Raw genomic sequence first — 25,647 nt, 5'->3', positions numbered from 1 at the left:
CGCCTACTTCGACGCGGCGAACGTGTTCTGCGCCGGCTGGCCCTCGGCCCCCAGGGGGCCACGCTTCTTGCCGTCGACGCTGACCTGCAGGGCGCCGTCGGACGACTGGATCCGCACGGGCGGCGAGGCCTTGACGGTCCGCTTCTCCCCGAAGGCGAGGTCTCCGTTGAAGACGGTCTCCCCGGCGCCGTCGCGCACGACGACGTGGGTGCCGCCGGCCGCCGCGTTGAGCAGGACCGGTACGGCGGGGCCGAGCTTGGCCTGCGAGGACGGCGAGCCGTTGAGCACCGGCTGGTTGGTGAGCTCGACCGGGCTGTCCATGATCAGCCGGGCGATCGACCACACCAGGACCAGCGCCATGACGGCGGCGATCAGCACCGACCAGTTCGGTCCGCCGCGCATGCTGCGGATCGGCCCCTCGGCCCCGGTCGCGAGCTCGGCCTCGAAGACGCGTCGCGCGTCGATCGGGGCGTCGGCGTAGCGGTCGTCGTACGACGCCAGCAGCGGCGTCGCGTCGACGCCGAGCACCCGCGCCAGCGTGCGCAGGTGGCCGCGGGCGTAGAAGTCGCCGCCGCACGGCACGAAGTCGTCGACCTCGATCGACTCGATGACGTGCGGGCGGATCCGGGTCCGGTCGGCGAGCTGGTCGACCGTGAGCCCCAGGCGCGTCCGGGCGGCCGCGAGCTCCGGGCCGATGACGGGGTCGGCGGCCGGCTCGACCGGGAGGTCGTCGATGACCAGCGGCTCGACCGCCTGGCCGGGACGCGAGATCGGGTGGACCCCGGGCGCCCAGACGACGGTCTCGTCGAAGTCGGCACCGCGTCGCAGCTCGCCGAGCTCGGGCAGGCCCGAGGTCGCCGTGTCGTCGACGTCGGCGGTGTCCAGCTTGAGCGCCGCGGCGCCCTCGAAGCGCGCCTCGACGCGCGCGCCGCTCACGGGGTCGCGCAGGGGCAGCGGCGTCGCGCTGGCGACCATCGGGAGGGCGACGGTGTGCTCGGGAGCCTCGGCCGCCACCTCGTGATCGGCCTCGGCGCCGGTCGCGGTCCCGACGTCGGCGGGACGACGCAGCCGCAGCCGGTCGGCCAGGTAGTCCAGGCCACGGGCCACGGTCAGCCGCGGGTCGGGCAGCACCGGGTGGGCGTCGTCCTCCCACGCGGCCTCGGGCGCGTCCTCGGTCCACTCGTCCTCGTCGACACCCGCGTCGTCACCCTCGTCGTCACCTACGTCGTCACCTACGTCGTCACCTACGTCGTCGACCAGGGTGTCGCCGAGCTCGACGATGCGCTCCGGGTCACCGGAGAGCTGCTCGAGGGCGATGGTCAGGTCGTCGTGGGCACCGGAGACCCAGGTGGACAGCGACAGCGGGACCGACATCTCGGCCTCGGCGTCGTGGGCGAGGACCGACAGCCGGCCGTCGCGCAGCCCGCGTCGTGGCAGGTGGGCCACCTCGTCGACGGCCGCCCAGAGGAAGCCGTGCCAGCGGCGACCCTTGCGGATCCGGATGCCCTGGTCGTCGGCGACCAGGAGCGGCGTACGCGCGTCGGCGAAGGCGGAGAGGTACGTCGCGGCGACGCCTCCCATCACCAGGGCGAGCAGCCAGTCGAACCAGGAGCCGCCCCCGATCGCGCGGGACAGGTAGGCGAGGGCGACGACGGCCGCGACCGCCCCGATGCCGCCCGAGAGCGCGCCGTTGCGGCGCACCTCGATCGGCTCGGGGGAGCGGGCGGTCTCGTCGGCGCCGTCGTCGGCGTGCTCGAGCTCGGGTGCGCTGAGGTTGCTCACATCTCCCCCTGGAGGGTCATGATCACGGCGTCGATCTCATCGGGCTTGACCAGGACGTCGCGGGCCTTCGAGCCCTCGCTCGGCCCGACCACTCCCCGGCTCTCCATGATGTCCATCAGCCGGCCCGCCTTCGCGAAGCCGACGCGCAGCTTGCGCTGCAGCATCGACGTGGAGCCGAACTGGGTCGACACGACGAGCTCGATGGCCTGGATGACCAGGTCCATGTCGTCGCCGATGTCGTCGTCGATCTCGCGCTTGCTCGCCGCCGGCGCCGTGACGTCGTCGCGGTACGTCGGCTCGAGCTGGCTCTTGCAGTGCTTGACCACCTGGGCGATCTCGGCCTCGGTGACCCAGGAGCCCTGCACGCGCACGGCCTTGGACGAGCCCATCGGCAGGAAGAGCCCGTCGCCCTGGCCGACCAGCTTCTCCGCGCCCGGCTGGTCGAGGATGACCCGGCTGTCGGTGACCGAGGAGGTGGCGAACGCCAGGCGCGAGGGCACGTTGGCCTTGATCAGCCCGGTGACGACGTCGACCGAGGGGCGCTGGGTCGCCAGCACCAGGTGGATGCCGGCGGCCCGGGCCAGCTGGGTGATCCGGACGATCGCGTCCTCGACGTCGCGCGGGGCGACCATCATCAGGTCGGCGAGCTCGTCGACGATCACCAGCAGGTAGGGGTACGGCGTGAGCACCCGCTCGCTCCCGGGCGGCACCTGCACCTTGCCCGCACGGACGGCCTTGTTGAAGTCGTCGATGTGCCGGAAGCCGAAGTTGGCGAGGTCGTCGTACCGCATGTCCATCTCGCGGACGACCCACGCCAGCGCCTCGGCGGCCTTCTTGGGGTTGGTGATGATCGGGGTGATCAGGTGCGGGACGCCCTCGTAGGCGTTCAGCTCGACCCGCTTGGGGTCGACCATGATCATCCGGATCTCGTCGGGCGTGGCCCGCATCAGGATCGAGGTGATCATCGAGTTGATGAAGCTTGACTTGCCGGAGCCGGTGGCGCCGGCGACGAGCAGGTGCGGCATCTTGGCCAGGTTGGCCACCACGAAGCCGCCCTCGACGTCCTTGCCGAGCCCGACCACCATCGGGTGGTGGTCGGTGCGCGCCGTGTTGGAGCGCAGGACGTCGCCGAGGGAGACGACCTCCTTGTCGGTGTTGGGGATCTCGATGCCGATCGCGGACTTGCCGGGGATCGGGCTGAGGATGCGGACGTCGGCCGATGCGACGGCGTACGCGATGTTCTTGGACAGCGCGGTGACCTTCTCGACCTTGACCGCGGGGCCGACCTCGACCTCGTAGCGGGTGACGGTGGGGCCGCGGGTGTAGCCCGTGACCTGGGCGTCGATCGCGAACTCCTCGAGCACCTGCGTGAGCCGGTCGACCACGGCGTCGCTCGCCTGCGAGCGGGCCTTGTGGACCGAGCCCGGCTTGAGGACCTCGTTGGCCGGCAGGGAGTAGACGATGTCGCCGGACAGCGCGAGCTGCTCGACGCGCGGGGGCAGCGGCGTGTGCGGCGGCGGCTGCAGGTCGGCCTTCGGCTCCTCGACCTCGACCTCGGGCACCACGGCCGGGGCCGGGCCGATCAGGTCGGGCGCGAAGATGTCGAGACCGTCGTCGGTGGTCTCCAGGCGCTTCTTGCGCTTGCGCAGCTCGCGATCGGCGAGGACCGGGCTGTCGTACGCCGGGTCGCCCATGTCGGGGTCGACCTCGGCGTCGTCGGTGCCCTTCTTGCGCCGGCTGCGGGTGGCCGGGATCGCCTGGGTGGCGTCCGGGTCCTCCTCGGCGTACGCCTCGTGACCCAGCAGCCGGTCGCGGGCCTCGGCGAGCCGCGCCGGGACCTGGTAGAGCGGGGTCGAGGTGATGATCAGGACGCCGAAGAAGGCGAGCAGCGCGAGCAGGGGCACGACGACGTACGCCGAGCGCAGCAGGTCGAGCAGCAGGCTGGCGACGACGTAGCCGATGGCGCCGCCGGCGCCCTGCAGGTCGCTGGTGTCGCCGAGGTCGGGCTGTGGGTTGCCCTCCGCGATCTGGACGATGCCCAGGACGCCGAAGGCCAACGAGGTCCAGCCGACGACCTGACGACCGGCGGGGCCGGCGTCCTCGGGGTCGCGCATGGTGCGCCACCCGACGTAGAGGAGCGCGAGCGGGACCAGGAAGCCGACCTTGCCGACGGAGCCCTGGACGATGGTGCGCGCGAGGTCCATGACGGAGCCCGGGAGCTGCCACCACACCGAGGCGGCGACCACGACGGCGGCGCCGAAGAGGAAGAGGCCGAGACCGTCGCGGCGGTGCTCGGGCTCGAGGTCGCGGGCGGTGTGCCCGACGCCGCGCGCGACGGCGCCGAGGCCGTGGGCGACGGCGAGCCAGACCGCGGCGACGCCGCGGAAGACCAGGGCGAAGAAGCGGGCGATCGGCCCGGGCCCGTTGCGTACGGCGCGCGGGGCGGGCCGCTTGGCGGCCGGCCGCTTGGGCGCCGGACGGCGGGAGGCGGGCTGGCGCTTGCTCACCGCCTTCTTCGGGGCAGGCTTGCGCTGGGGGCTGGTACTCCGGGATCGGGCGCTCGAGGTCGTCTTGCCCGGACTACGGGTGGTGCTCGCAGCTCGGGCGGTGGACGTGCTCTTGCTCCGCGACCCCGGCGGGGAAGACGTACGGGTCGCCATAGTCCCCACCCTACGCAGGGGTCACTCCAGTCACAGGGACCACAGGAGTGCGTGTCTTGGGGCGGTGCTGGTGGTCGATGGGGGTCGGGCGCGCCCGCCGGCGGGTGGGTCGTCCCCCGTCGGTCGCACCAGCCCCGGGAATCACCGGTGAACCGGGGATCGCCGCACTTCTCGGGCGTTGCAACGCCCGAGAAGTGCAGGAAGAGCCTGGGAAGTGCCGGGCGCGGCTGCGTGCCGACGGTCCCCCGCCCGTGCGCCCGGGCGTCTCCGCTCAGGCCTCGATCACGACCGGGATGATCATCGGGCGGCGGCGGTGGGTGTTGCTCACCCAGCGGCCGATGACGCGCCGTACGGTCTGCTGGAGCTGGTGGGCGTCGGTGTTGCCCTCCGCGATCGCGCGGTCCAGGGCCTCGATGATCGGCTGCTTGATCTCGTCGAAGGACGCCCCGTCGAGCGCGTTGCCGCGGGCGTGGATCTCCGGGCCGGCGGCCACCTTGCCGCTGACCGAGTCGATCACCACGATCACGGAGATGAACCCCTCCTCGCCGAGGATCCGGCGGTCCTTGAGGTCGGACTCGGTCACGTCGCCGACCGAGGAGCCGTCGACGAAGACGTAGCCGCACTCGACCTTGCCGGCGACCGTGGCGACGCCCTTGATCAGGTCGACGACGACGCCGTCCTCGGCGATCACGACGTGCTCCACCCCGGTGGCGCGGGCGAGCTCGGCGTTGGCGAGCAGGTGCCGGATCTCGCCGTGCACGGGCATCACGTTGCGCGGCTTGACGATGTTGTAGCAGTAGAGGAGCTCACCGGCGCTGGCGTGGCCTGAGACGTGGACGTGGGCGTTGCCCTTGTGCACGACGTTGGCGCCCCAGCGGGCCAGGCCGTTGATGACCCGGTAGACGGCGTTCTCGTTGCCCGGGATCAGGCTGGAGGCGAGCAGGACGGTGTCGCCCTCCTCGATGTGCACGAAGCTGTGGTTGCGCTGGGCGATCCGGCTCAGGGCGCTCATCGGCTCGCCCTGCGAGCCGGTCGAGATCAGCACCTGGCGCTCGGGGGCGAGGTCGGCGAGCTCTTTGGCGTCGACGAGCACGCCTGGAGGGACGGTCAGGTAGCCCAGGTCGCGCGCGATCGCCATGTTGCGCACCATCGAGCGGCCGACATAGGCGACCTTCCGCTTGTTGGCGACCGCGGCGTCGAGCACCTGCTGGACCCGGTGCACGTGCGAGGCGAAGCACGCGACGATGATCCGCTGCTCGGAGTCGCGGAAGACCTGGTCGATCACCGGGGTGATCGACTTCTCCGAGGGCGTGAACCCGGGCGTCTCGGCGTTGGTCGAGTCGGTGAGGAAGAGGTCGACGCCCTCCTCCCCCAGCCGGCCGAAGGCCCGCAGGTCGGTGATCCGGCCGTCGAGGGGCAGCTGGTCCATCTTGAAGTCGCCGGTGTGCAGGACCATGCCGGCGCCGGTGCGGATCGCGACCGCGAGCGCGTCCGGGATGGAGTGGTTGACCGCGACGAACTCGAGCTCGAAGGGGCCGAACGTGAGCCGGTCCCCCTCCTTGACGATGTGGTGCACGGTCTCGCGGAGCCGGTGCTCGCGCAGCTTGCTGTCCAGCAGCGCCAGCGTGAGCTGGGAGCCGACGAGCGGGATGTCGCGGCGCTCGCGGAGCAGGTACGGCGTCGCGCCGATGTGGTCCTCGTGACCGTGGGTCAGCACCAGCGCCTCGATGTCCTCGAGGCGGTCGCGGATCGAGGACCAGTCCGGGAGGATCAGGTCGATGCCGGGCTGGTGGTCCTCCGGGAAGAGCACGCCGCAGTCGACGATCAGCAGGCGGCCGTCGTACTCGAAGGCGGTCATGTTGCGGCCCACCTCGCCGAGGCCGCCGAACGCGGTGACCCGGAGGCCACCCTTCGCCAGCTTGCGCGGTGTGGACAGCTCGGGGTGGGAGTGGCTCAAGTCGGGTCCGTTCTAGAGGAGACCGGAGGCGACGAGGCCGGCGCGCAGCGCGGTCACCTCGTCGTCGGTCAGCGGCACCAGGGGTGCGCGGACGTTCCGGTTGTCGAGGACGCCGAGCAGCTGGAGCGCTGCCTTGGCGGTGGTGGCTCCGTAGTTGGCGACGCCCATGACGGCGTCGATCGCGGGGAGCAGCCGCGTGAAGATCGTGAGGGCCTCGGCGTGGTCGCCGGCCCAGAAGGCCTCCGCCATCGCCTTGGTCTGCGGGCCGGCCGCGTGGCCGACCACCGAGACGACGCCGACCGCGCCGTGGGCGAGCCAGCCGAGGTTGCTGATGTCGTCGCCGGAGTAGACGGCGTACCCGAGCCGGGTCAGCTGCACCCCGCGGGCGAAGTCACCGACGGCGTCCTTGACCGCGACGACGGTGTCGAGCTGCTTGGCGGCCTCGAAGGTCTCGAGCGAGATCTGGGTGCCGGTGCGCCCGGGGACGTCGTAGAGCATCACCGGCACATCGGAGGCCCGGCAGACCTCGGTGAAGTGGTGCAGGACGCCGGCCTGGCCGGGCTTGTTGTAGTACGGCGTCACGAGCAGCAGGCCGTCGGCGCCGATCTTGGCCGCCTGCTCGGCGAGCTCGACCGAGTGGGCCGTGGAGTTGGTGCCGACGCCGGCGATCACCGTCGCCCGGTCGCCCACCGCGTCCTTGACGGCGGCGAGGATCGCGCCGTCCTCGGCCGTGGAGGTGGTCGGCGACTCCCCCGTCGTGCCGGAGACCACGACGCCGTCGTGCCCGTTGTCGACGAGATGGACGGCGATCCGCGCGGTGCCGTCGAGGTCGACCGAGCCGTCGGCGTGGAAGGCGGTGGCCATCGCCGTGAGGACGTGGCCGAACGGAGCGGCGGGCACGGACGTCATGCCCTACAGGCTATCGGCTCCCGACCCGACTCAGACGTGCGGCATCACGTCGCGAGCCACCAGGCGCAGGTGGTCGAGGTCGGCGAGGTCCAGGACCTGGAGGTAGAGCCGCTCGGCACCGAGGGCGGCGTACCGCCCGATCTTGTCGACCACCTCCTGCGGCGTGCCGGCCAGGCCGTTCTCGCGCAGCTCGTCCTTGTCGCGGCCGATCGCTCCCGCGCGGCGCTCGACCTCGGCCTCGTCGGCGCCCACGCAGAGCACCAGCGCGTTGGACCAGCGCATGGTGGCGGGGTCGCGGTCCCGGGCCTCGCACGCCTCGCGCACCCGCCGGAACTGGCTCTCCGTGGTGGCCTCGTCGACGAACGGCAGGTTGAACTCGTCGGCGTAGCGGGCTGCCAGCTCGGGCGTCCGCTTCTTGCCCACGCCACCGATCAGCACCGGCGGCTTCGGCTGCGTCGGCTTGGGCAGCCCCGGCGAGTCGGTCATCTGGTAGTGCTCGCCGTCGTGGGTGAAGCCGCCCTCGGTCGCCCAGAGCCCGGTGATGATGGCCAGCTGCTCCTCGAAGCGGTCGAAGCGCTCCTTGGTGCCCGGGAAGGGGATGCCGTACTTCGTGTGCTCCTGCTCGAACCAGCCGGCCCCGATGCCGAGCTCGACCCGGCCACCGCTCATCTGGTCGACGTTCGCGACGCTGATCGCGAGCGGGCCCGGGAGCCGGAAGGTCGCGCTGGTCATCATCGTGCCGAGCCGGATCGTGCTGGTCTCCCGCGCGATCCCGGCCAGCGTGATCCACGCGTCGCTGGGCCCGGGCAGGCCGTCGGTGCCCATCCCGAGGTAGTGGTCGGAGCGGAAGAACGCCCCGAAGCCGAGTCGCTCGGCCTCCTGGGCGACCGCGACCAGGTCGTCGTACGTCGCGCCCTGCTGGGGTTCGGTGAAGATGCGCAGCTCCATGCGGACCACCCTGTCAGGCGGCCCCAACCGGCGCTACAGCCGGTCGGCCGCGCGCACGAGCCGCACCCGCTCGTACCCCTCGAACACCTCACGGGAGGCCTCGAGCCAGTCCGAGGCGTCGTACGCCGGGTAGTGCACGTCGCCCTCGGGCGAGAGCGGCACCTCGCTGATGACCTGCTCGGTGGCCACCGGCAGCGCGGCGGCGTAGACCTGCGCTCCCCCGACCACCATCACGTCACCCGGCAGCGTCGCTGCCAGCGCGAGGGCGTCGTCGAGCGAGCCGGCGACCAGCACCCCCTCGGCGGACCAGCCCGGGTCGCGCGTCAGGACGATGGTGGTGCGACCGGGCAGCGGGCGGCCGATCGACTCGTACGTCGTGCGGCCCATCAGCAGCACGTGGCCCATGGTCAGCCGCTTGAACTCGGCCTGCTCGCCGGGGATCCGCCACGGGATGTCGGGACCGTTGCCGATCACGCCGTTGCGGGCGACGGCGGCCACCAGCGCGATCCTCATACGGCGATGGGCGCCTTGATCGCCGGGTGCGGGTCGTAGCCCTCGACGCTGATGTGCTCGAGGTCGAAGGCGTCGAGCGAGGTGACCGAGGGGTCGAGGACCAGTCGCGGCAGCGCCCGGGGCTCGCGGGTCAGCTGCAGCCGCGCCTGCTCGAGGTGGTTGGAGTAGAGGTGCGCGTCGCCCAGCGTGTGCACGAAGTCGCCGACCTCCAGGCCCGCCACCTGCGCGACCATGTGGGTCAGCAGCGCGTACGACGCGATGTTGAAGGGCACGCCGAGGAAGACGTCGGCCGAGCGCTGGTAGAGCTGGCAGGACAGCCGGCCCTCGGCCACGTAGAACTGGAACATCGTGTGGCACGGCGCCAGCGCCATGTCGGGGATGTCGGCGACGTTCCACGCCGAGACGATGTGGCGGCGCGAGTCGGGGTTGGCGCGGATCTGCTCCACGACCTGGGCGATCTGGTCGACGTGGCGACCATCGGGCGTCGGCCACGAGCGCCACTGGTAGCCGTAGATCGGGCCGAGGTCGCCGTGGTCGTCGGCCCACTCGTCCCAGATCGAGATGCCGCGGTCCTGGAGCCACTTCACGTTGGTGTCGCCGCGCAGGAACCACAGCAGCTCACCGAAGACCGAGCGGGTGTGCACCTTCTTCGTGGTGACCAGCGGGAAGCCCGCCGTCAGGTCGAAGCGCATCTGGTGCCCGAAGACCGAGCGGGTGCCGGTGCCGGTGCGGTCGCTCTTCTCCGCGCCCTCGTCGAGGATCCGCTGGAGGAGGTCGAGGTAGGTCTGCACGGGGGCGAGCCTAGTCGAGCGCGACGCTGCCGGTGATGGTCGTCGTCGTGTCGCCGCCGACCCACACGACGCCGTCGACGAGGTCCACCTGCACCCGGCCGGCGCGCTGCAGGACGGTCCCCTGGGAGGCGACGTACGACGTGGGCAGCACGCCTCCCGCGAGCCACTGGCCGATCCCGGCGTTGAGCGAGCCGGTCACCGGGTCCTCCGGCATCCCGTAGCCGGGGCAGAAGGCGCGCACCTCGACGGCCAGCGGGCCCTCGTCGTACGGCCCGACGACGCCGATCTTGAGGTCGCCGAAGGCGGCCCAGTCCGGGTCGAGCGCGAGCACCGCCGACGCGTCGCGCAGCCGCACGCCCACCCAGCCCGGGCCGTTGTCGATCCAGGTCGTCTCCACGATGTCGGTCGCCGGGACCCGCAGGGCCCGGCAGATGCCCTCGACGTCCGCACTGTCGACCGGCCCCGAGCGCGTCAGCGGCGGGGCGGCGAAGGCGAGGGTCGCGCCACGGCGGATCGTGACCAGCCCGGCCCCGCACTCCTGCACGACGTCGCCGCCGACCGGCATGCCGCCGGCCTCGAGCCAGGCGTGCGCGCTGCCCAGGGTGGGGTGGCCGGCGAACGGCAGCTCGCCGCCCGGCGTCCAGATCCGCAGCCGGTAGTCGGCACCAGGGTCGGTCGGGGCGAGCAGGAAGGTCGTCTCGGACAGGTTGGTCCAGCGGGCGAACGCCGCCATCTGCTCGTCGGTGAGGTCGTCGGCGGCGTGCACGACGGCGACCGGGTTGCCGCGCAGCGGCTCGGTGGAGAAGACGTCGACCTGGCTGAAGCGCATGGACCGGACGCTACTGCGACCGGCTACTGGGCCAGCACGGGCGGGTCGGTGCCCGCCTCGACCGGCGCGACGTCGGTGCATCGCCCGTCGGTCAGGTCGCAGCTGCGCAGCGCCAGCAGGTGGTCGCCGCCGCTGTCGAGGTCGGCGACCTGGGCGACGAGGTAGACCGCCGTGTTGTTGGAGCCGAAGGCCGCGGCGACGGCGCGCTCGTCGGCGCGCACGCCGGTCGGCTTCCGCGAGCCCGAGCGGGCGTCGTACAGCAGCGGCCGGAAGGGCGCACCCGTCGCGACCCCCGGCCCCGGCACCCTGCTGAGCACCAGGACGCCGCCCGGGGAGATCAGCGCATCGGTGCCGGGCCGGACGAAGGAGACGTTGAAGAAGCCCTGCTCCATCTCGATCGAGCCGTCGAGCTGGTAGACGAGGTTCGCCGACTCGACGTCGACCAGGCCGTCGCGATCCATGCGCCGCGGCGACCCGCGCGCGGGCTCCCAGGAGTACGTGCCGTCCGGGGCCGCGAAGTACAGGTGCCCCTGGTCGATGGCGATGGGGCGTACGTCGCCCGTCCGCAGGTCCTGCGTCGCGACGTTGGCCCCTGTGGCCACGTCGTACACCTCGAGCGTCGCGTCGCTGCCGCCGTCTCCGGGGTCGACCCAGGCCACCCAGCCCTCGCCGGTCGAGGCCACCAGCCGTCCGTCCGGGTCCTGGTGCCCGATCCGGCGGCGCTGGCCGTCGGCGGCCACGAACGCGATCGTGCCCTTGCGGTCGCCGTACACCGCTCCCCCGTCGAGCTCGACCAGGGCGGTGATCGCCGGCACCTTCACCGACACCTTGTCCAGGTGGAGCCGGCCGTCGGCGTACCACGCCACCGTGACGGGGTTGCGCTCCAGCCGGACCGCCACCGGCGCCAGGTCGCGCTCGCCTGGGTCGTCGGGCCCGCGGTCGGCGGCCCAGGCCAGCCCGCCCACCACCACCGCGGCCGCCGCCACCCCGGCGACCCCGAGGCGCAGCCGCCGGCGACGGCGCGCGCGGGCCTCGGCGACCACGTCGTCGACCGGCACCGCCGGCACCTCGACCGCCTCGCTCGCCCGCCGGAACGCCTCGCGCGGACTGAGGACGTCGAGCCGGCCGAGCCCGTGGGTGATCCTGGCCTGCGCGGACTCCAGCGGGACGTCGAGGACGTCCGCGACCTGCGACTCGGAGAGCTCCGCGACCAGGTGCAGCACCACCGCCTCCCGCTCGTCGGTGTCCAGGCGCTCGAGCTGGAGCATGAGCGCGTGCAGCAGGAGCTCGTCGGCGGTCGGCTCCTCGCCCGACGACCCCGACGACCCCGACCACGCCGGGGCCACCGCGGGCACCGCGGGCGCAGGGACCTGGCGGCGGTGCTGGTGCAGGCAGCCGAGCACGGTCGCGTAGGTGTACACGTCCACGTCGTCGGCGCGGCGGACCCGGTCCCAGCCCTGGTCGCACCGCGCCAGCCCGGTCCGCGCGAGCGTCACCGCCTCCGGGCGACCACAGCCGAGCAGCACCAGGGTGCGCACCAGCGACGGCCAGCGCGCCGTCAGGTAGGCCGCGAAGTCGGCGTGGTCACCGGGCACGGCTGCATCCCGGCTAGGCGTGCAGGGACATCGGCCCGTAGACCTGCCGGTCGTGCTCGAAGAGCACGACGGCGTCCACGCCCTCGGCGGCCAGGTCCGACCAGATCTCACCGACCCACGACTCGGCGTCGGCCTGGCTCGCGAAGCGCTGGTCGGCGAGGTCACCGGCGACGGTGACCTCGACGCCGGCGCTGTTCTCGAGGCGCCACCACCACGGGCGCTCGGCGGGCGACGGCGGACGGAAGGTCGGTGGCTGCTCGGGCAGGTTCACGCTCAGGACTCTCGCACGGACGGGTCGAGGAAGGGCGGCTTCACGATCTGGAAGATCTCGCGTCGCCCACGGATGTCGACGCCGACCTCGGCGTCCGGGTCGACGAAGGCCGGCAGCAGCGCCAGCCCTACCCCCTTGCGCAGGGTCGGCGAGAACGTGCCGGAGGTGACCTCGCCGAGGGGGACGTCGGCGGTCAGGCTGACGGTCATGTGCGGGCGCGGGATGCCGCGCCCGGTGGCCACCAGGCCGCGCAGGATCCGGGCGGGGCCGGCCGCGCGCTCGGCGCTCAGCACCTCGCGACCCCAGAACGCGTCCTTCTTCCAGCCGACCGCCCACCCGAGCCGCGCCTGGTTGGGGGTGACGTCGAGGGAGATGTCCTGCCCGTGCAGCGGGTAGCCCATCTCGGTGCGCAGCGTGTCGCGCGCGCCCAGCCCGCAGGGCAGGATGCCGTACGCCGCGCCGGCGGCCATGATCGCATCCCACAGCGCAACGGCGACGTCGTTGGGCGCGATCAGCTCGTAGCCTCGCTCGCCGGTGTAGCCGGTACGGCAGACCACGACGTCGGCCCCCTCGAAGGGCGCGACGACGAACGACATGTAGTCGTGGCCGACCGGCAGCCCGATCGCCGCCAGCACCTCGTCGGAGCTCGTGCCCTGGACGGCCAGCACGGCGTGGTCGCGGTGCTCGTCGGTGACGGCGATCCCCTCCGGGGCGGCCGCCGCGAGCCGGCGCACGACCTCGGCGGTGTTGGCCGCGTTGGGGACCAGCAGCACACGGTCCTCGGCGTGCACGTAGGCGATCAGGTCGTCGACGACGCCGCCGGTCGCCTCGTCGCAGCACAGCGTGTACTGCGCCTGGCCCGGACCGATGCGGCGCAGGTCGTTGGTGAGCGTGCTGTTGACGAAGTCGACGGCGCCCGGGCCGACGACCGTCGCCTTGCCCAGGTGGCTCACGTCGAAGATCCCGACGGCCTCCCGCACGGCGGTGTGCTCCTTGACGACGCCCGAGGGGTACTCCAACGGCATCGACCAGCCACCGAAGGCGGAGAACTTCGCGCCGAGCGCGACGTGGCGGTCATGGAGCGGAGAGCGGAGCAGGTCGGACATGGGCGTGAGCCTAGCGAGGACGCGCCAGCGGACTCGCTGATGGTGGTCGAGCGAGCGGCGCGACCGAGCTCGCGAGGCCGCGACCCGCGTGTCGAGACCCCGGACTATCCTGCGTCGGTGACGACCTACACCCTGCGCAGTGCCAACCCCGCGAAGACCCGATGCGACGCCGTCGTCGTGGGTGTCGTGCAGACGCCCAAGGGGCCCGAGCTGGCCGACGGTGCGAGCGAGGTCGCCAGCGCCTACGGCCGCAAGCTGCGCGCACTCCTCTCGACCCTCGGCGTGACCGGCAAGGCGGGCGAGACCGTCAAGGTCCCGACCTCCGGCACCCTCTCCTCGCCGTTGCTGGTGCTGGTCGGCCTGGGCAAGAAGGCCGACGTGGTCGCCGTACGACGCGCCGCCGGCGTCGCCGCCCGGACGGTGAGCAACGCAGCCTCGGTCGCCGTCGCACTGCCGGCGGGCACCCCCGAGCTGGTGCGGGCCGTGACCGAGGGCTACGTCCTGGGCGGCTACACGTTCACGACGTACAAGTCCGAGAAGAAGGACGCGCAGAGCACCGCCCCGGCCGACGTCGTCGTGCTCAGCGAGGGCGCCCGCCGCAAGGACGTCACCACCGCCTTCGAGGAGGCCCAGCTGGTCGCCGGCGCCGTGGCCGTCACCCGGGACTGGGTCAACACGCCGCCCGGCGACCTGACCCCGCCGGCGTTCGCCGACGCCGTCGCCGCGGCCACCAAAGAGCTGACCAAGGGCCGCGGAGCGCCCAAGGTCGCGATCACCGTCCACGACGAGACCTCCCTGGCCGCACTCGGCTGCGGCGGCATCCTCGGGGTCGGCGCCGGTTCGGACGCCCCGCCGCGACTGGTCGAGCTCACCTACGCCCCCAAGGGCGCGAAGCACCACCTGGCGCTGGTCGGCAAGGGCATCACCTTCGACTCCGGCGGCCTCACCATCAAGCCCGCCGCGAGCATGAACGAGATGAAATCCGACATGGCCGGTGCTGCTGCCGTCGTGCAGGCGACGTTCGTGATCGCCTCGCTCGGGCTGCCGATCAAGGTCAGCACGTTCGTCCCGATGGCAGAGAACATGATCAACGGGTCCGCGACCCGGCCCGGCGACGTGCTCAAGATCTACGGCGGCACCACGGTCGAGGTCACCAACACCGACGCCGAGGGCCGGCTCGTCCTCGCCGACGCCCTGGTGCGGGCGACCGAGCAGAAGCCCGACGTGATCCTCGACGTCGCGACCCTGACCGGCCACATGGTCGTCGCCCTCGGCGACAAGGTCGCGGGCGTGATGGGCTCGGAGGAGGTCGTCTCGGACGTCCTCACCGCCGCCGGCGTCGCCGGCGAGGAGATGTGGCCGATGCCGATCCCCGAGGGGATGACCGAGCGCATCCACAGCAGCAAGATCGCCGACCTGGCCCAGCACGACTGGGTGCGCTGGGGCGGCGGCCTCTTCGCGGCGGCCTTCCTGCGGGAGTTCACCGCCGGCATCCCGTGGGCACACCTCGACATCGCCGGACCGTCCTTCAACTCCGGCGGCGCGTCGGGTCACGTCACCCCCGGCGGCACCGGCGTCGCGGTCGGCACCCTCGTCGACTTCGCCCGGACGCTGGCCGCATCGGAGTAGGCGGCGCCGGTCCCTACAGGCCGCCCTGCAGCTTCTTGCGGCGGTTGTAGTCGCGCATCCGCTGCGGGATGCCGACCACCGCGGCGTCGTACGACGGGATCTGCTGCTTGTTGCAGAAGTCGTGCGCCCACTTCGCGGACGGGACACGGCGTCGCGTCCACTCACCGTCGTGCGCGACCAGCAGCAACGTCACGTCGCTGACCGCCGTGCGCGGCTCGACGAAGCCCTCGACCCCGCGGCGGTCGGCCGCCCAGGTGAAGAGGTGGTCGAGATCCATCGAGTCCGAGGCCCGCACCCTCGTTGAACCGGTGCGGGTTGCGTTGCGGGCCGGCCCGCTCATCTTGACCTTCGACCCGCGTCGGAAGCGGTCCATCCATGACATGGGGACCAGTGTGCCAAGCCGAGCCACGCGGCGTGGCGATAGTGACCGGCCGGTAGCCGGAGGGCGGTGTGGACCGACGGGTCGGAAGTGCAAAGATGGGCGCGTGGCTGACACCTTCGACGTACTGATCCTCGGTGCGGGCTCGGGTGGTTACGCCTGTGCCCTCCGGGCCGCCCAGCTCGGCCTGTCCGTGGGCCTGGTCGAGAAGGGCCCGCTCGGTGGCACCTGCCTCCACGTCGGTTGCATCCCGACCAAGGCCCTCCTGCACGCCGCCGAGGTCGCCGACCAGACCCGCGAGGCCGAGACGTTCGGCATCCGCGCGACGCTCGAGGGCGTCGACATGGCCGGCGTCAACGCCTACAAGGACGGCGTGGTCTCGCGGCTCCACAAGGGCCTGGGCGGGCTCATCAAGAGCCGCGGCATCACGGTCATCGAGGGCGCCGGGCGACTGACCGGGCCGCGGGAGGTGACGGTCGGCGACACGGCGTACGCCGGCAAGCACGTCGTGCTCGCCTCCGGCTCCTACGCCCGCAGCCTCCCCGGCCTCGACATCGACGGCGAGCGGGTGATCACCTCCGAGCACGCGCTCCGCCTCGACCGCGTGCCGGCGTCGGTCGTCGTCCTCGGCGGCGGCGTCATCGGCTGCGAGTTCGCGAGCGTGTGGCGCAGCTTCGGCGCCGAGGTGACGATCGTCGAGGCCCTCCCCCGGCTGCTCGCGGTCGAGGACGAGGCGTCGTCGAAGGCCCTCGAGCGCGCCTTCCGCAAGCGCAAGATCGCCTTCCGCACCGGCACCCCCTTCCAGAGCGTCAAGCACACGGAGACCGGCGTGGCGGTGACCGTCGAGGGCGGCGACGTCATCGAGGCCGACCTGCTCCTCGTCGCGGTCGGCCGCGGTCCGGTGACCGAGGGCCTCGGGTACGACGAGCAGGGCGTCGCCATGGACCGCGGCTTCGTGCTCGCCGACGAGCGCTGCCGCACCAACGTCGAGGGCGTCTACGCCGTCGGCGACATCGTGCCCGGCCTGCAGCTGGCGCACCGCGGCTTCCAGCAGGGCATCTTCGTCGCCGAGGAGATCGCCGGGCTCGACCCGCAGCCGATCGACGAGACCGGCATCCCGCGGGTCACCTACTCGCACCCCGAGGTCGCCTCGGTCGGCCTCGACGAGGCGACCGCTGCATCGACGTACGGCGTGGACGGCATCGAGACCCTCACCTACGACCTCGGCGGCAACGGCAAGAGCCAGATCCTGAAGACCCAGGGCTTCGTGAAGCTGATCCGTCGCAAGGACGGTCCGGTCATCGGCGTCCACCTCGTCGGCGACCGGGTCGGCGAGCTGATCGGCGAGGCCCAGCTCATCTACAACTGGGAGGCGTACGCCGACGACGTCGCCCCCCTGGTGCACGCCCACCCGACCCAGAACGAGGCGCTCGGCGAGGCGCACCTCGCGCTGGCCGGGAAGCCCCTGCACGCCCACGCCTGATAGACCAGACCTCAACTCCCCAGCACTCGAAACGAAGGAACTCCATGGCCACCGAAGTCACGCTCCCGGCACTCGGCGAGTCCGTCACCGAAGGCACCGTCACCCGCTGGCTCAAGCAGGTCGGTGACACGGTGGCGGTCGACGAGCCGCTGCTGGAGGTGTCCACCGACAAGGTCGACACCGAGATCCCCTCCCCGGTGGCCGGCACGCTCCTGGAGATCAAGGCCAACGAGGACGACACCGTCGAGGTCGGCGCCGTGCTGGCCGTCATCGGTGCCGAGGGCGAGGGCGGCGGCGACTCCGCCCAGGCCGAGCCCGAGCCCACCCCCGAGCCGGAGCCGGAGCCCGAGCCGCAGGAGGACAAGGCCCAGGAGCCCGAGGCCGCGATCGAGCCCGCTCCTGCCGGCGAGGAGGTCGAGAAGCCGGCGGCCGAGGCGAAGCCGTCCGGTGGCGGCGGCACGACGATCACGCTGCCCGCCCTGGGCGAGTCGGTGACCGAGGGCACCGTCACCCGCTGGCTGAAGTCGGTCGGCGACGAGGTCGCGGTCGACGAGGCGCTGCTGGAGGTGTCCACCGACAAGGTCGACACCGAGATCCCCTCCCCGGTCGCGGGCACGCTGCTCGAGATCAAGGTCCAGGAGGACGAGACCGTCGAGGTCGGTGCCGAGCTGGCCGTGGTCGGTGCCGCCGGCGCCGCGCCCGCCGAGGAGAAGCAGCCGGAGCCGACTCCCGAGCCCGAGCCCACCCCGGAGCCCGAGCCCGAGCCCGAGCCCACCCCGGAGCCCGAGCCCACCCCGGAGCCGGAGCCCGCACCGAAGGCCGAGCAGCGCCAGCCCGAGCCGATCAAGGCCGACCCGGTCCCGGCGCCGAGCTCGCAGTCGCCGACCACGACGGACCCCCAGCAGTCGAGCGGCAGCGGGGACGGTGCCGGCTACGTCACCCCGCTGGTGCGCAAGCTCGCGACCCAGCACGGCGTCGACCTGGCCTCGGTGAGCGGCACCGGCGTCGGTGGCCGCATCCGCAAGCAGGACGTCCTGGACGCGGCCGCGAAGGCGCAGCAGCCCGCTGCTGCCGCACCGGCCCCGGCCGCCGCGCCGGCGGCCGCCGCCGGCGCACCGGTCTCCCCGTCACCGCTGCGTGGCAAGACCGAGAAGATCTCGCGCCTGCGCAAGATCATCGCGAGCCGGATGGTCGAGTCGCTGCAGACCTCGGCCCAGCTCACCCAGGTCGTCGAGGTCGACGTCACCAACATCGCGCGGCTGCGCGAGAGCGCGAAGGCCGAGTTCCTGGCCCGCGAGGGCGCGAAGCTGACCTACCTGCCGTTCTTCGCCAAGGCGGCGATCGACGCACTCAAGGAGCACCCGGCGCTCAACGCCACGATCGACACCGAGGCGGGCGAGGTCACGTACTTCGACCGCGAGCACGTCGCCTTCGCCGTGGACACCGAGAAGGGTCTGCTGACCCCGGTGATCAAGGACGCCGGTGACCTGTCGATCGCCGGTCTCGCGAAGAAGATCGCGGACGTCGCGCAGCGCACCCGCACCAACAAGATCACCCCGGACGAGCTGTCCGGCGGCACCTTCACGATCACCAACCTGGGCAGCTTCGGGGCGCTCTTCGACACCCCGATCATCAACAAGCCGCAGGTCGCGATCCTCGGGCCCGGCGCGGTGGTCAAGCGCCCGGTGGTCATCGACGACCCGAACCTCGGCGAGACGATCGCCGTACGCCACATGGTCTACCTGGCCCTGACGTACGACCACCAGCTCGTCGACGGTGCCGACGCCGGCCGCTTCCTGCGCGACGTCAAGCAGCGCCTGGAGGCCGGCCAGTTCGAGGTCTGACACACCGGGTCGTCCGCCTCAGGCCTGTCTAGGCACCGGCCTCAGGCGGACGACCCGGGTCCAGCACGCCTCAGCGCAGCCAGTCGCTCGCTTCGGTGAGATCGGCGACGGCCTCGGCGACGGCGGCGCGGAGGTCGCCCACCTCCTCCGGCGACGGCACGCCGCCCTCGTGCGCCCGCAGCTCGATCTCGAGGCACCGGGCCCCGAGGCTGCGCAGCCCGATGTTGTCGGCGCTGCCGCGCAGGCGGTGCGCGCGGTCGGCGGTGGTGACCGCGTCCCCGGCGCTCGCGGCGGCGGCGAGCTCGGTCAGCGTCTGGTGGGCGCCGGAGTCGAAGCGGTCGACGATCCGGAGCACCAGCTCGGCGTCGAAGCCGTCCTCCACGAGCTCCCGGATCCGGGCGTCGGCCGCGGACGGGGCGCCGAGAAGCGTGGGGGCCCGGGCCGGAGTGCCCTGCCGGCCGGGGAGCCACTTGTCGAGGGTGCTGGCCAGGAGCTCGGCGTCGACCGGCTTCGGCAGGAAGTCGTCCATGCCCGCCTCGCGGCACCGCTCCCGCTCCTCGGCGGTCGCCGAGGCGGTCATCGCGATGATGGGCACCTCCCCCGGCGGCCCGCCCATCGCGCGGATCGCCCGGGTGGCGTCGAAGCCGTCCATCACCGGCATCTGGCAGTCCATCAGCACGGCGTCGAAGCCGGCCGGCGCGTCGGCGATGGCCGCGACGGCCTGGGCGCCGTCCTCGGCGATCACCACCGCACAGCCGAGGTGGTGCAGCATCCCGGTGGCGACGAGCTGGTTGACGGCGTTGTCCTCGACGACGAGCACCCGGCCGCGTACGCCGTCGGGCGGCGGCACCGGGACCGTCGGCCGCGCCGGCCGGCTGGCGTCGAACCGACCGCCGAGCACCGCCAGCTCGTCGAGCAGCCGCGACGCGAGCACCGGCTTGGAGACGTAGGTGTCGATGCCCGCGCTCTCCAGCCAGCCCGGTGCCGGCTCGAGCGCCGATGAGAGCAGCGCGAGGCGCAGCTCGCGCAGCCGCTCGTCGGAGCGGATGGCGCGGGCCAGCTGCTCCCCGTCGATCCCCGGCATCATGTAGTCGAGCAGCACGACGTCGTACCCGTCGGGTCGGCGCAGCGACCCGTCGAGCTCGCCGAGCGCCTCGTGCGCCGACGCGGCGACGGTGACGTCGACGTCCCACGCCCGCAGCTGCTCGGCGAGGATGAAGCGGTTGGTGGCGTTGTCGTCGACGACCAGCACCCGCAGACCCGCGACCGCCCCCTCGCGCATCGCGGGGGTGCCCGCCCCGGCCGCCGGCTTGAACGGGGCGGTGAACCAGAAGGTGCTGCCCTCACCGGCGGTGCTCTCGACGCCGATCTCGCCGCCCATGGCGGTGACGATCCGCTCGCTGATCGCCAGGCCGAGCCCGGTGCCGCCGAAGCGTCTGGTCGTCGAGCTGTCGGCCTGCGAGAAGGCGGTGAAGAGCCGCCCCAGCACCTCCGGCGCGATGCCGATGCCGGTGTCGCTGACCTCGATGCGTACGCCGGAGCCCCCGGTGCCACTCGCACGGACGACGACCTCGCCGTTGTCGGTGAACTTCACCGCGTTCGACACCAGGTTGGTGATCACCTGACCGAACCGCACCGGGTCGCCGCGGACCAGCGCCGGCATCTGGTCGACGCTCGAGATGGCCAGCTCCAGGTCCTTGCCCGAGGCGCTGTCCGAGACCAGCTCGACGCTGCGCTCGATCACGTCGCGCGGGTCGAAGTCGACCTCCTCGAGGTCGAGCTTGCCGGCCTCCACCTTGGACAGGTCGAGGATGTCGTTGACCAGGCCGAGCAACGTCCGGCCCGCCTGGTCGATGCCGTCGGCGAACCGGCGCTGGTGGGTGGTGAGCTCGGTGCGGCTGAGCAGCTCGGAGAGGCCGATGACGCCGTTGAGCGGGGTCCGGATCTCGTGGCTCATGGTGGCCAGGAACTCCGACTTCGCCCGCGAGGCGGCCAGCGCCTCGTCGCGGGCGGTGGCCAGCTCGGCGGACACCTCCTCGCGCTGGGCCACGGTCGCCAGCAGCGCGAGCATCTGCATGAAGATCGCGCGCTCGTAGGCGCGGGGCGCGTCCACCGCCCGGCTGTCGGAGACCACCACGCACGCCATCCGGTCACGCACCAGGGCGGGTCCGGCCACCAGCACGGTGCCGGAGGGACCGACCCGCTCGATCATCTCGCGGCGGACGGCCACCTCCTCGGCCATCGTGCGGGCGAAGGCCAGGTCCTCGGGGCCGTAGTCGCGCCAGCCGGCGTCGAAGTGCACCAGGACGTCGGGGTCCTCGGGGTCGGGGGCGGAGACGATGATCGCCGGCCACTGGGTGAACGGCCGCACGATGGTGTCGGCGGCGAGCAGCGCCTCACTCAGCGTCGGTGCCTCGTTGGCCGCGGCCGCCATCGCGCTCAGGAAGGCCAGTCCCTGCTCGGCCTCCTTGCTCTCGGTGATGTCCTGCACCGTGCCGGCCGCCCGGAGCATCTCCCCCGAGGCCGTCATCACGGCACGGCCCCGCACCCGCACCCACCGGGTCGGCTGGCCCTCCACGGGACGCAGGCGTGCGTCGAAGGCCATCGGCGCGCCGTCACCGGCCATCGCGGCGTACGCCGCCTCGACGATCTCGCGGTCGTCGGGGTGGAGCCGCTCGAAGAGCGAGTCCGCGGTCGGCTGGACGGTGCCCGGCTCGAGGTCGAGGAGCCGGAAGAGCTCGTCGGACCAGCGCAGCACCCGGTCGGAGCTGGAGAACTCCCAGCTGCCGATCTTCGCGATGGACTGCGCCTCGGCGAGCTCCCGGGTGCGCCGTTCGAGCTCGTCGACGAGGGCCTCACGGGAGCGGTCGTCACCGTGCCCGCGTCGCCCCATGCGCCGATGCTGCCTCATCGGGCGGCCATTCGCACGCAGCCCACCCGTTGGGAGGGGGTGGTTGGGTGGGGCCATGGACGCGCAGACGATCGTGATCGCCGGGGCCTCGGGCTTCCTCGGCCGGCATCTCAGCACCGAGCTGGTCAGCCGCGGCCACGCCGTCGTCGCGCTGACCCGGCGACCGACCTCGGCGCCGGACGAGTCGAGCTGGGACCCGTACGCCGGGGTCTACGACCGCGAGGTCATCGAGAGCGCCGACGTGGTGGTCAACCTGGCCGGTACGCCGACCCTCGGCAACGTGCACTCCCGCTCCTGGGCCCGCAACCTGCGCGAGAGCCGCGTGACGACCACCCGGGTGCTCGCCCGCGCCGTCGCCGACAGCGAGCGACGCCCGGCGTACCTCGCCGGCAACGCGATCGCCTGGTACGGCGACCACGGCCAGGAGCTGGTCACCGAGGCGTCCGACAGCCGGGGTGACAGCCTGATGACGAGCGTGTGCCGGGAGTGGCAGGAGGCGGCCGACCCCGCGGTGGAGGCGGGCGCGCGCGTCGCCTTCCTGCGGACCGCTCCGGTCATGGACGGCTCCGGGGCGCCCTTCAAGCAGCTGCGGCTGCTGACCAAGCTCGGCCTGGGCGCCCGCCTGGCTGACGGCCGCCAGCGGATGGCGATGATCTCGCTGCGCGACTGGGTCGGTGGCGCGGTCCACGTCGTCGAGCACGACGACGTGTCGGGGCCGGTCAACCTCTGCTGCCCGACCACGCCGACCAACGCCGAGTTCACCGACGCCCTGGCGCGTGCCCTCGACCGCAGGGCCCTGCTCGTCGCGCCCGGCTTCGCGGTCAGGGCCGGAGCCGGTCCGGTGGCCGGCGAGGTGCTCGGCTCGATCAACCTGCGTCCGACGGCGCTGGAGGACAGCGGCTACTCGTTCCGCGACTCCACCGTCCACGAGGTCGTCCGCACCGCGCTCGCCTGAGCCACCCGCCAGCCGTCCGAGGACCGGACGAGGACGATCCGTCGGGTGGTCGCGCCGTCACGTGGCAGCGGGAGCCGTACGCCGGGCCCGACCGCCTCGGCCCCGGTCAGCCGGTCGGTGACGACCAGGTCGAGCCGGTCGGCCGTCGCTCGTCGTACGTCGAGGTCGAGCAGCTGCATCCGCATCCCCTGCACCCGCAGCCCGCGCCGCTGCCAGGCGCGCAGCATCGCGGCGTCGACCCGACCGGCGGCCGACCCGGGCACGTAGAGGTCCCGCAGCCCGGCCGGCTCCCCCGCCGCCCACGCCGCGGACCGGCGGTCGTCCCAGCCGTGCAGCACGGCGGCCGCATCGGCCGGCGCGCCCCGAGCCAGGCAGCAGCAGACGCACAGGGACAACCCATCGGGAATCATCGGCGTCTCCTACCCGTGTCGCCACCGCTCGAGCAGGTTGTCCACAGGAGACTGCTCCCGTGGTGAGTCGCCGTACCTTCCTGCTCGGCGGTGCCGCCGTCACCGGCGTGGTCGCCGCCGGTGCCGTCGGGGTCGAGCAGGGCGTGCTCCCGGGCCGGCCGACGATCCAGTCCCGGCTGGGCCTCAACGGGGCCGCCGGCACGCCGCCCGACGTGGCTCCGGCTCGCGTGGAGCGGGGCAGCTTCGCCTCCGCCCACCGTCCCGGCGTGGACACCCGCTGGGTGATCCTGCGACCGCCGGGGGCGCCCCGGGACCTCCCGGTCGTCGTCGCCCTGCACGGGCTGCACCAGAGCGCCGAGACGATCGTCGGCGCCTCGCTCTACGTCGATCGCTACCTCGCCGCCGCCGTCGCCGACGGCGTCCCGCCCTTCGCGGTCGCGGCGGTCGACGGCGGTACGTCGTACTGGCACCCCCGCCCCGACGGGGAGGACACCGGCGCGATGGTCGTCGACGAGCTCCTGCCGCTCCTCGAGCAGCAGGGCCTCGACGTCTCCCGGGTCGGGCTGCTGGGCTGGTCCATGGGCGGGTACGGCGCGCTGCGGCTCGGCGGTCTGCTGGGACCCGACCGGGTCGGCGCCGTGGTCGCGTCGAGCCCGGCCATCTGGCTCGACGACGACAGCGCCTCGCGCTCGGGCTTCGCCGACGCCGCGGAGTACGCGCAGTTCACCGTCGTCGGCCACCAGCAGGACCTGGCCGGCGTCCCGGTCCGCGTCGACGTGGGCACCGGCGACCCGTTCTACCGCGACGTGCAGGACTACGTGCACGGCTTCCCCCACGACGCCGACGTGGTCAGCACCTTCCGGCCGGGGGCGCACGACCCGGCGTACTGGCGACGGATGCTGCCCGCGCAGCTGCGGTTCCTCGGCCGCGGCGTAGGCTCCGGAGCGTGAAGTTCGAGGACGTCGGGACGCTCGACTACCTGGCCGCGTGGGACCTCCAGCGCGAGGTCCACCAGCGCGTCGCCGACGGGGAGCAGGCCGGCACCACGCTGCTGCTCGAGCACCCCGCCGTGTTCACCGCCGGCAAGCGCACCCAGCCGCACGACCGACCGCTCGACCCCCACGGCGCCCGCGTCATCGACGTCGACCGCGGCGGCACGATCACGTTCCACGGCCCCGGCCAGCTGGTCGGCTACCCGATCGTGGCGCTGCCCGACCACGTCAAGGTCGTCGACTACGTCCGTCGGGTCGAGGAGGCGCTCATCCACGTGTGCACCGACCTCGGCGTGACGACCGCCCGGGTCCCGGGCCGCAGCGGCGTCTGGCTCCGCGCGGACGACCGGGGGCCCGAGCGCAAGATCGCCGCCCTCGGCATCCGGGTCAGCCGCGGCGTCACCATGCACGGCTTCTCGCTGAACTGCGACGTCGACCTCACGTGGTTCGACCGGTTCGTGCCGTGCAGCATCGAGGACGCGGGGGTGACCTCGCTCAGCAAGGAGCTCGGCCGCGACGTCGCGGTCGCCGAGGTGACGCCGTACGTCGAGCGCCACCTGGGCACCTACCTCGCGTGGGAGCCGTACGACGCCACCCCCGACTACGACCCGCGGCCCGATCCCGCGAAGCACCCCCGGATCGAGCTGCTCACTCCCTGACGCAGCCGCCGACCGGCTGGCCCGCACGCGTACAGTTGGCCGATGTGACGCAAGCTCCCGCCCCAGAAGGACGCAAGCTGCTCCGACTCGAAGTGCGCAACGCGGAGACCCCGATCGAGCGCAAGCCGGAGTGGATCAAGACGAGGGCCAAGATGGGCCCCGAGTACAAGCACCTCCAGAGCCTGGTGAAGTCCGAAGGACTGCACACGGTGTGCCAGGAGGCCGGCTGTCCCAACATCTTCGAGTGCTGGGAGGACCGCGAGGCGACCTTCCTCATCGGCGGTGACCAGTGCACCCGCCGCTGCGACTTCTGCCAGATCGACACCGGCAAGCCGCAGCCGCTCGACCGCGACGAGCCGCGCCGGGTCGCGGAGTCGGTGCAGAAGATGGAGCTGCGCTACGCCACCATCACCGGTGTCGCCCGCGACGACCTCGAGGACGGCGGTGCCTGGCTGTACGCCGAGACGGTGCGGGCCATCCACGAGATGAACCCGGGCACCGGTGTCGAGAACCTGATCCCCGACTTCAACGGCAAGCCCGACCTGCTGCGCGAGGTCTTCGAGTCGCGCCCCGAGGTGCTGGCCCACAACGTCGAGACCGTGCCGCGGATCTTCAAGCGGATCCGTCCGGCGTTCCGCTACGAGCGATCCCTCGACGTGATCACCCAGGCGCGCGACTTCGGGCTGGTGACCAAGTCCAACCTGATCCTCGGCATGGGTGAGACCCGCGAGGAGGTCTCGCAGGCGCTCCAGGACCTGTACGACGCCGGCTGCGAGCTGATCACCATCACGCAGTACCTCCGGCCGTCGGTGCGGCACCACCCGGTGGAGCGCTGGGTCAAGCCGCACGAGTTCGTCGAGCTCCGCGACGAGGCCGAGGACATCGGTTTCGCGGGGGTGCTCTCCGGTCCGCTGGTGCGTTCGTCGTACCGTGCCGGTCGCCTGTACCGTCAGGCGATGGATGCCCGCGCGGGCGTCGTCACCGCCTGACCCCCACCAGCACACCTAGAACGAGGCGCACCAGA

At 72.7% G+C, this 25,647-nt stretch carries 21 protein-coding genes; 7 read left to right on the top strand and 14 right to left on the bottom strand.

The genetic code is table 11. The features are described from left to right. Positions 1 to 3: 3 nt before the first annotated feature. From N542_RS26800 to gcvT, 11 genes are all read right to left on the bottom strand, one after another. Positions 4 to 1,782 (bottom strand): helix-turn-helix domain-containing protein, encoded by a 1,779-nt coding sequence (locus tag N542_RS26800; RefSeq protein WP_051552024.1) that lies wholly within the window; start codon positions 1,780 to 1,782, stop codon positions 4 to 6. After that, entirely contained in the window at positions 1,779 to 4,442 is a 2,664-nt protein-coding gene (locus N542_RS0118290; RefSeq protein WP_028645168.1) for an FtsK/SpoIIIE family DNA translocase, read from the bottom strand. Before N542_RS0118290 ends, N542_RS26800 begins: the two co-directional genes overlap by 4 nt. 271 nt (positions 4,443 to 4,713) lie before the next feature. After that, positions 4,714 to 6,399 (bottom strand): ribonuclease J, encoded by a 1,686-nt coding sequence (locus tag N542_RS0118285; protein WP_028645167.1) that lies wholly within the window; start codon positions 6,397 to 6,399, stop codon positions 4,714 to 4,716. 12 nt (positions 6,400 to 6,411) lie between these two features. Next, positions 6,412 to 7,308 carry a 4-hydroxy-tetrahydrodipicolinate synthase gene (dapA, locus tag N542_RS0118280; protein WP_028645166.1) on the bottom strand — a complete coding sequence of 299 codons (897 nt, stop codon included), beginning with the start codon at positions 7,306 to 7,308 and terminating at the stop codon, positions 6,412 to 6,414. 30 nt (positions 7,309 to 7,338) lie between these two features. Beyond that, on the bottom strand, positions 7,339 to 8,256 hold the full coding sequence (locus tag N542_RS0118275; protein WP_028645165.1) for an LLM class F420-dependent oxidoreductase: 918 nt from the start codon (positions 8,254 to 8,256) through the stop codon (positions 7,339 to 7,341). Between the two features lie 33 nt (positions 8,257 to 8,289). Beyond that, on the bottom strand, positions 8,290 to 8,769 hold the full coding sequence (locus tag N542_RS0118270) for a dihydrofolate reductase (RefSeq protein WP_028645164.1): 480 nt from the start codon (positions 8,767 to 8,769) through the stop codon (positions 8,290 to 8,292). Then, a complete protein-coding gene (locus N542_RS0118265; protein WP_028645163.1) occupies positions 8,766 to 9,560 on the bottom strand; it encodes a thymidylate synthase in 795 nt (264 codons plus the stop codon). Before N542_RS0118265 ends, N542_RS0118270 begins: the two co-directional genes overlap by 4 nt. 10 nt (positions 9,561 to 9,570) lie before the next feature. Continuing rightward, positions 9,571 to 10,389: a PhzF family phenazine biosynthesis protein gene (locus tag N542_RS0118260; RefSeq protein ID WP_028645162.1), complete on the bottom strand. Its 819-nt coding sequence runs from the start codon at positions 10,387 to 10,389 to the stop codon at positions 9,571 to 9,573. 23 nt (positions 10,390 to 10,412) lie between these two features. Then, positions 10,413 to 11,984: a sigma factor-like helix-turn-helix DNA-binding protein gene (locus tag N542_RS26795; protein ID WP_028645161.1), complete on the bottom strand. Its 1,572-nt coding sequence runs from the start codon at positions 11,982 to 11,984 to the stop codon at positions 10,413 to 10,415. A 13-nt stretch (positions 11,985 to 11,997) separates the two neighbouring features. Next, on the bottom strand, positions 11,998 to 12,255 hold the full coding sequence (locus N542_RS25535) for a hypothetical protein (protein WP_081795320.1): 258 nt from the start codon (positions 12,253 to 12,255) through the stop codon (positions 11,998 to 12,000). 2 nt (positions 12,256 to 12,257) lie between these two features. Further along, on the bottom strand, positions 12,258 to 13,361 hold the full coding sequence (gene gcvT, locus N542_RS0118245) for a glycine cleavage system aminomethyltransferase GcvT (RefSeq protein WP_028645160.1): 1,104 nt from the start codon (positions 13,359 to 13,361) through the stop codon (positions 12,258 to 12,260). A 117-nt stretch (positions 13,362 to 13,478) separates the two neighbouring features. Between gcvT and N542_RS0118240 the strand changes: the two genes are divergently transcribed. Beyond that, a complete protein-coding gene (locus N542_RS0118240) occupies positions 13,479 to 14,990 on the top strand; it encodes a leucyl aminopeptidase (protein WP_028645159.1) in 1,512 nt (503 codons plus the stop codon). Positions 14,991 to 15,003: 13 nt separating this feature from the next. Here the strand turns inward: N542_RS0118240 and N542_RS0118235 are convergent, their stop codons facing one another. After that, entirely contained in the window at positions 15,004 to 15,372 is a 369-nt protein-coding gene (locus tag N542_RS0118235; RefSeq protein WP_028645158.1) for a hypothetical protein, read from the bottom strand. A 103-nt stretch (positions 15,373 to 15,475) separates the two neighbouring features. Here N542_RS0118235 and lpdA point away from each other — a divergent pair, with 103 nt between their 5' ends. Together lpdA and sucB are read left to right on the top strand one after the other, a co-directional pair. Continuing rightward, positions 15,476 to 16,852, top strand: a complete 1,377-nt coding sequence (gene lpdA / locus N542_RS0118230) for a dihydrolipoyl dehydrogenase (protein WP_028645157.1) — start codon at positions 15,476 to 15,478, stop codon at positions 16,850 to 16,852. Positions 16,853 to 16,896: 44 nt separating this feature from the next. Continuing rightward, positions 16,897 to 18,696 carry a 2-oxoglutarate dehydrogenase, E2 component, dihydrolipoamide succinyltransferase gene (gene sucB, locus N542_RS0118225; protein WP_028645156.1) on the top strand — a complete coding sequence of 600 codons (1,800 nt, stop codon included), beginning with the start codon at positions 16,897 to 16,899 and terminating at the stop codon, positions 18,694 to 18,696. Positions 18,697 to 18,766: 70 nt separating this feature from the next. Here the strand turns inward: sucB and N542_RS25530 are convergent, their stop codons facing one another. After that, a complete protein-coding gene (locus N542_RS25530; protein ID WP_051552022.1) occupies positions 18,767 to 21,589 on the bottom strand; it encodes a hybrid sensor histidine kinase/response regulator in 2,823 nt (940 codons plus the stop codon). Between the two features lie 73 nt (positions 21,590 to 21,662). Between N542_RS25530 and N542_RS0118215 the strand changes: the two genes are divergently transcribed. Then, the gene (locus tag N542_RS0118215; RefSeq protein ID WP_036508688.1) at positions 21,663 to 22,562 is read left to right on the top strand and encodes a TIGR01777 family oxidoreductase; all 900 of its coding nucleotides are present in this window, start codon (positions 21,663 to 21,665) and stop codon (positions 22,560 to 22,562) included. Here N542_RS0118215 and N542_RS0118210 read toward each other — a convergent pair. Further along, positions 22,508 to 22,972, bottom strand: a complete 465-nt coding sequence (locus N542_RS0118210; RefSeq protein ID WP_155993201.1) for a hypothetical protein — start codon at positions 22,970 to 22,972, stop codon at positions 22,508 to 22,510. The genes N542_RS0118215 and N542_RS0118210 overlap by 55 nt on opposite strands. A gap of 59 nt (positions 22,973 to 23,031) precedes the next feature. Between N542_RS0118210 and N542_RS0118205 the strand changes: the two genes are divergently transcribed. From N542_RS0118205 to lipA, 3 genes are read left to right on the top strand one after another with little or no spacing between them, the layout of a single operon-like run. Beyond that, positions 23,032 to 23,922, top strand: a complete 891-nt coding sequence (locus N542_RS0118205) for an alpha/beta hydrolase (RefSeq protein WP_028645153.1) — start codon at positions 23,032 to 23,034, stop codon at positions 23,920 to 23,922. Beyond that, positions 23,919 to 24,623, top strand: a complete 705-nt coding sequence (gene lipB / locus N542_RS0118200) for a lipoyl(octanoyl) transferase LipB (RefSeq protein WP_028645152.1) — start codon at positions 23,919 to 23,921, stop codon at positions 24,621 to 24,623. Before N542_RS0118205 ends, lipB begins: the two co-directional genes overlap by 4 nt. A gap of 44 nt (positions 24,624 to 24,667) precedes the next feature. Next, on the top strand, positions 24,668 to 25,612 hold the full coding sequence (gene lipA / locus N542_RS0118195) for a lipoyl synthase (RefSeq protein WP_028645151.1): 945 nt from the start codon (positions 24,668 to 24,670) through the stop codon (positions 25,610 to 25,612). Positions 25,613 to 25,647: the final 35 nt, after the last annotated feature.

The organism is Nocardioides sp. URHA0020 (genome assembly GCF_000620705.1).
Taxonomy (GTDB): Bacteria; Actinomycetota; Actinomycetes; order Propionibacteriales; family Nocardioidaceae; genus Nocardioides.
The sequence above is the reverse complement of the archived record's forward strand: the minus strand, read 5'-3'. Positions and strand labels throughout refer to the sequence as shown.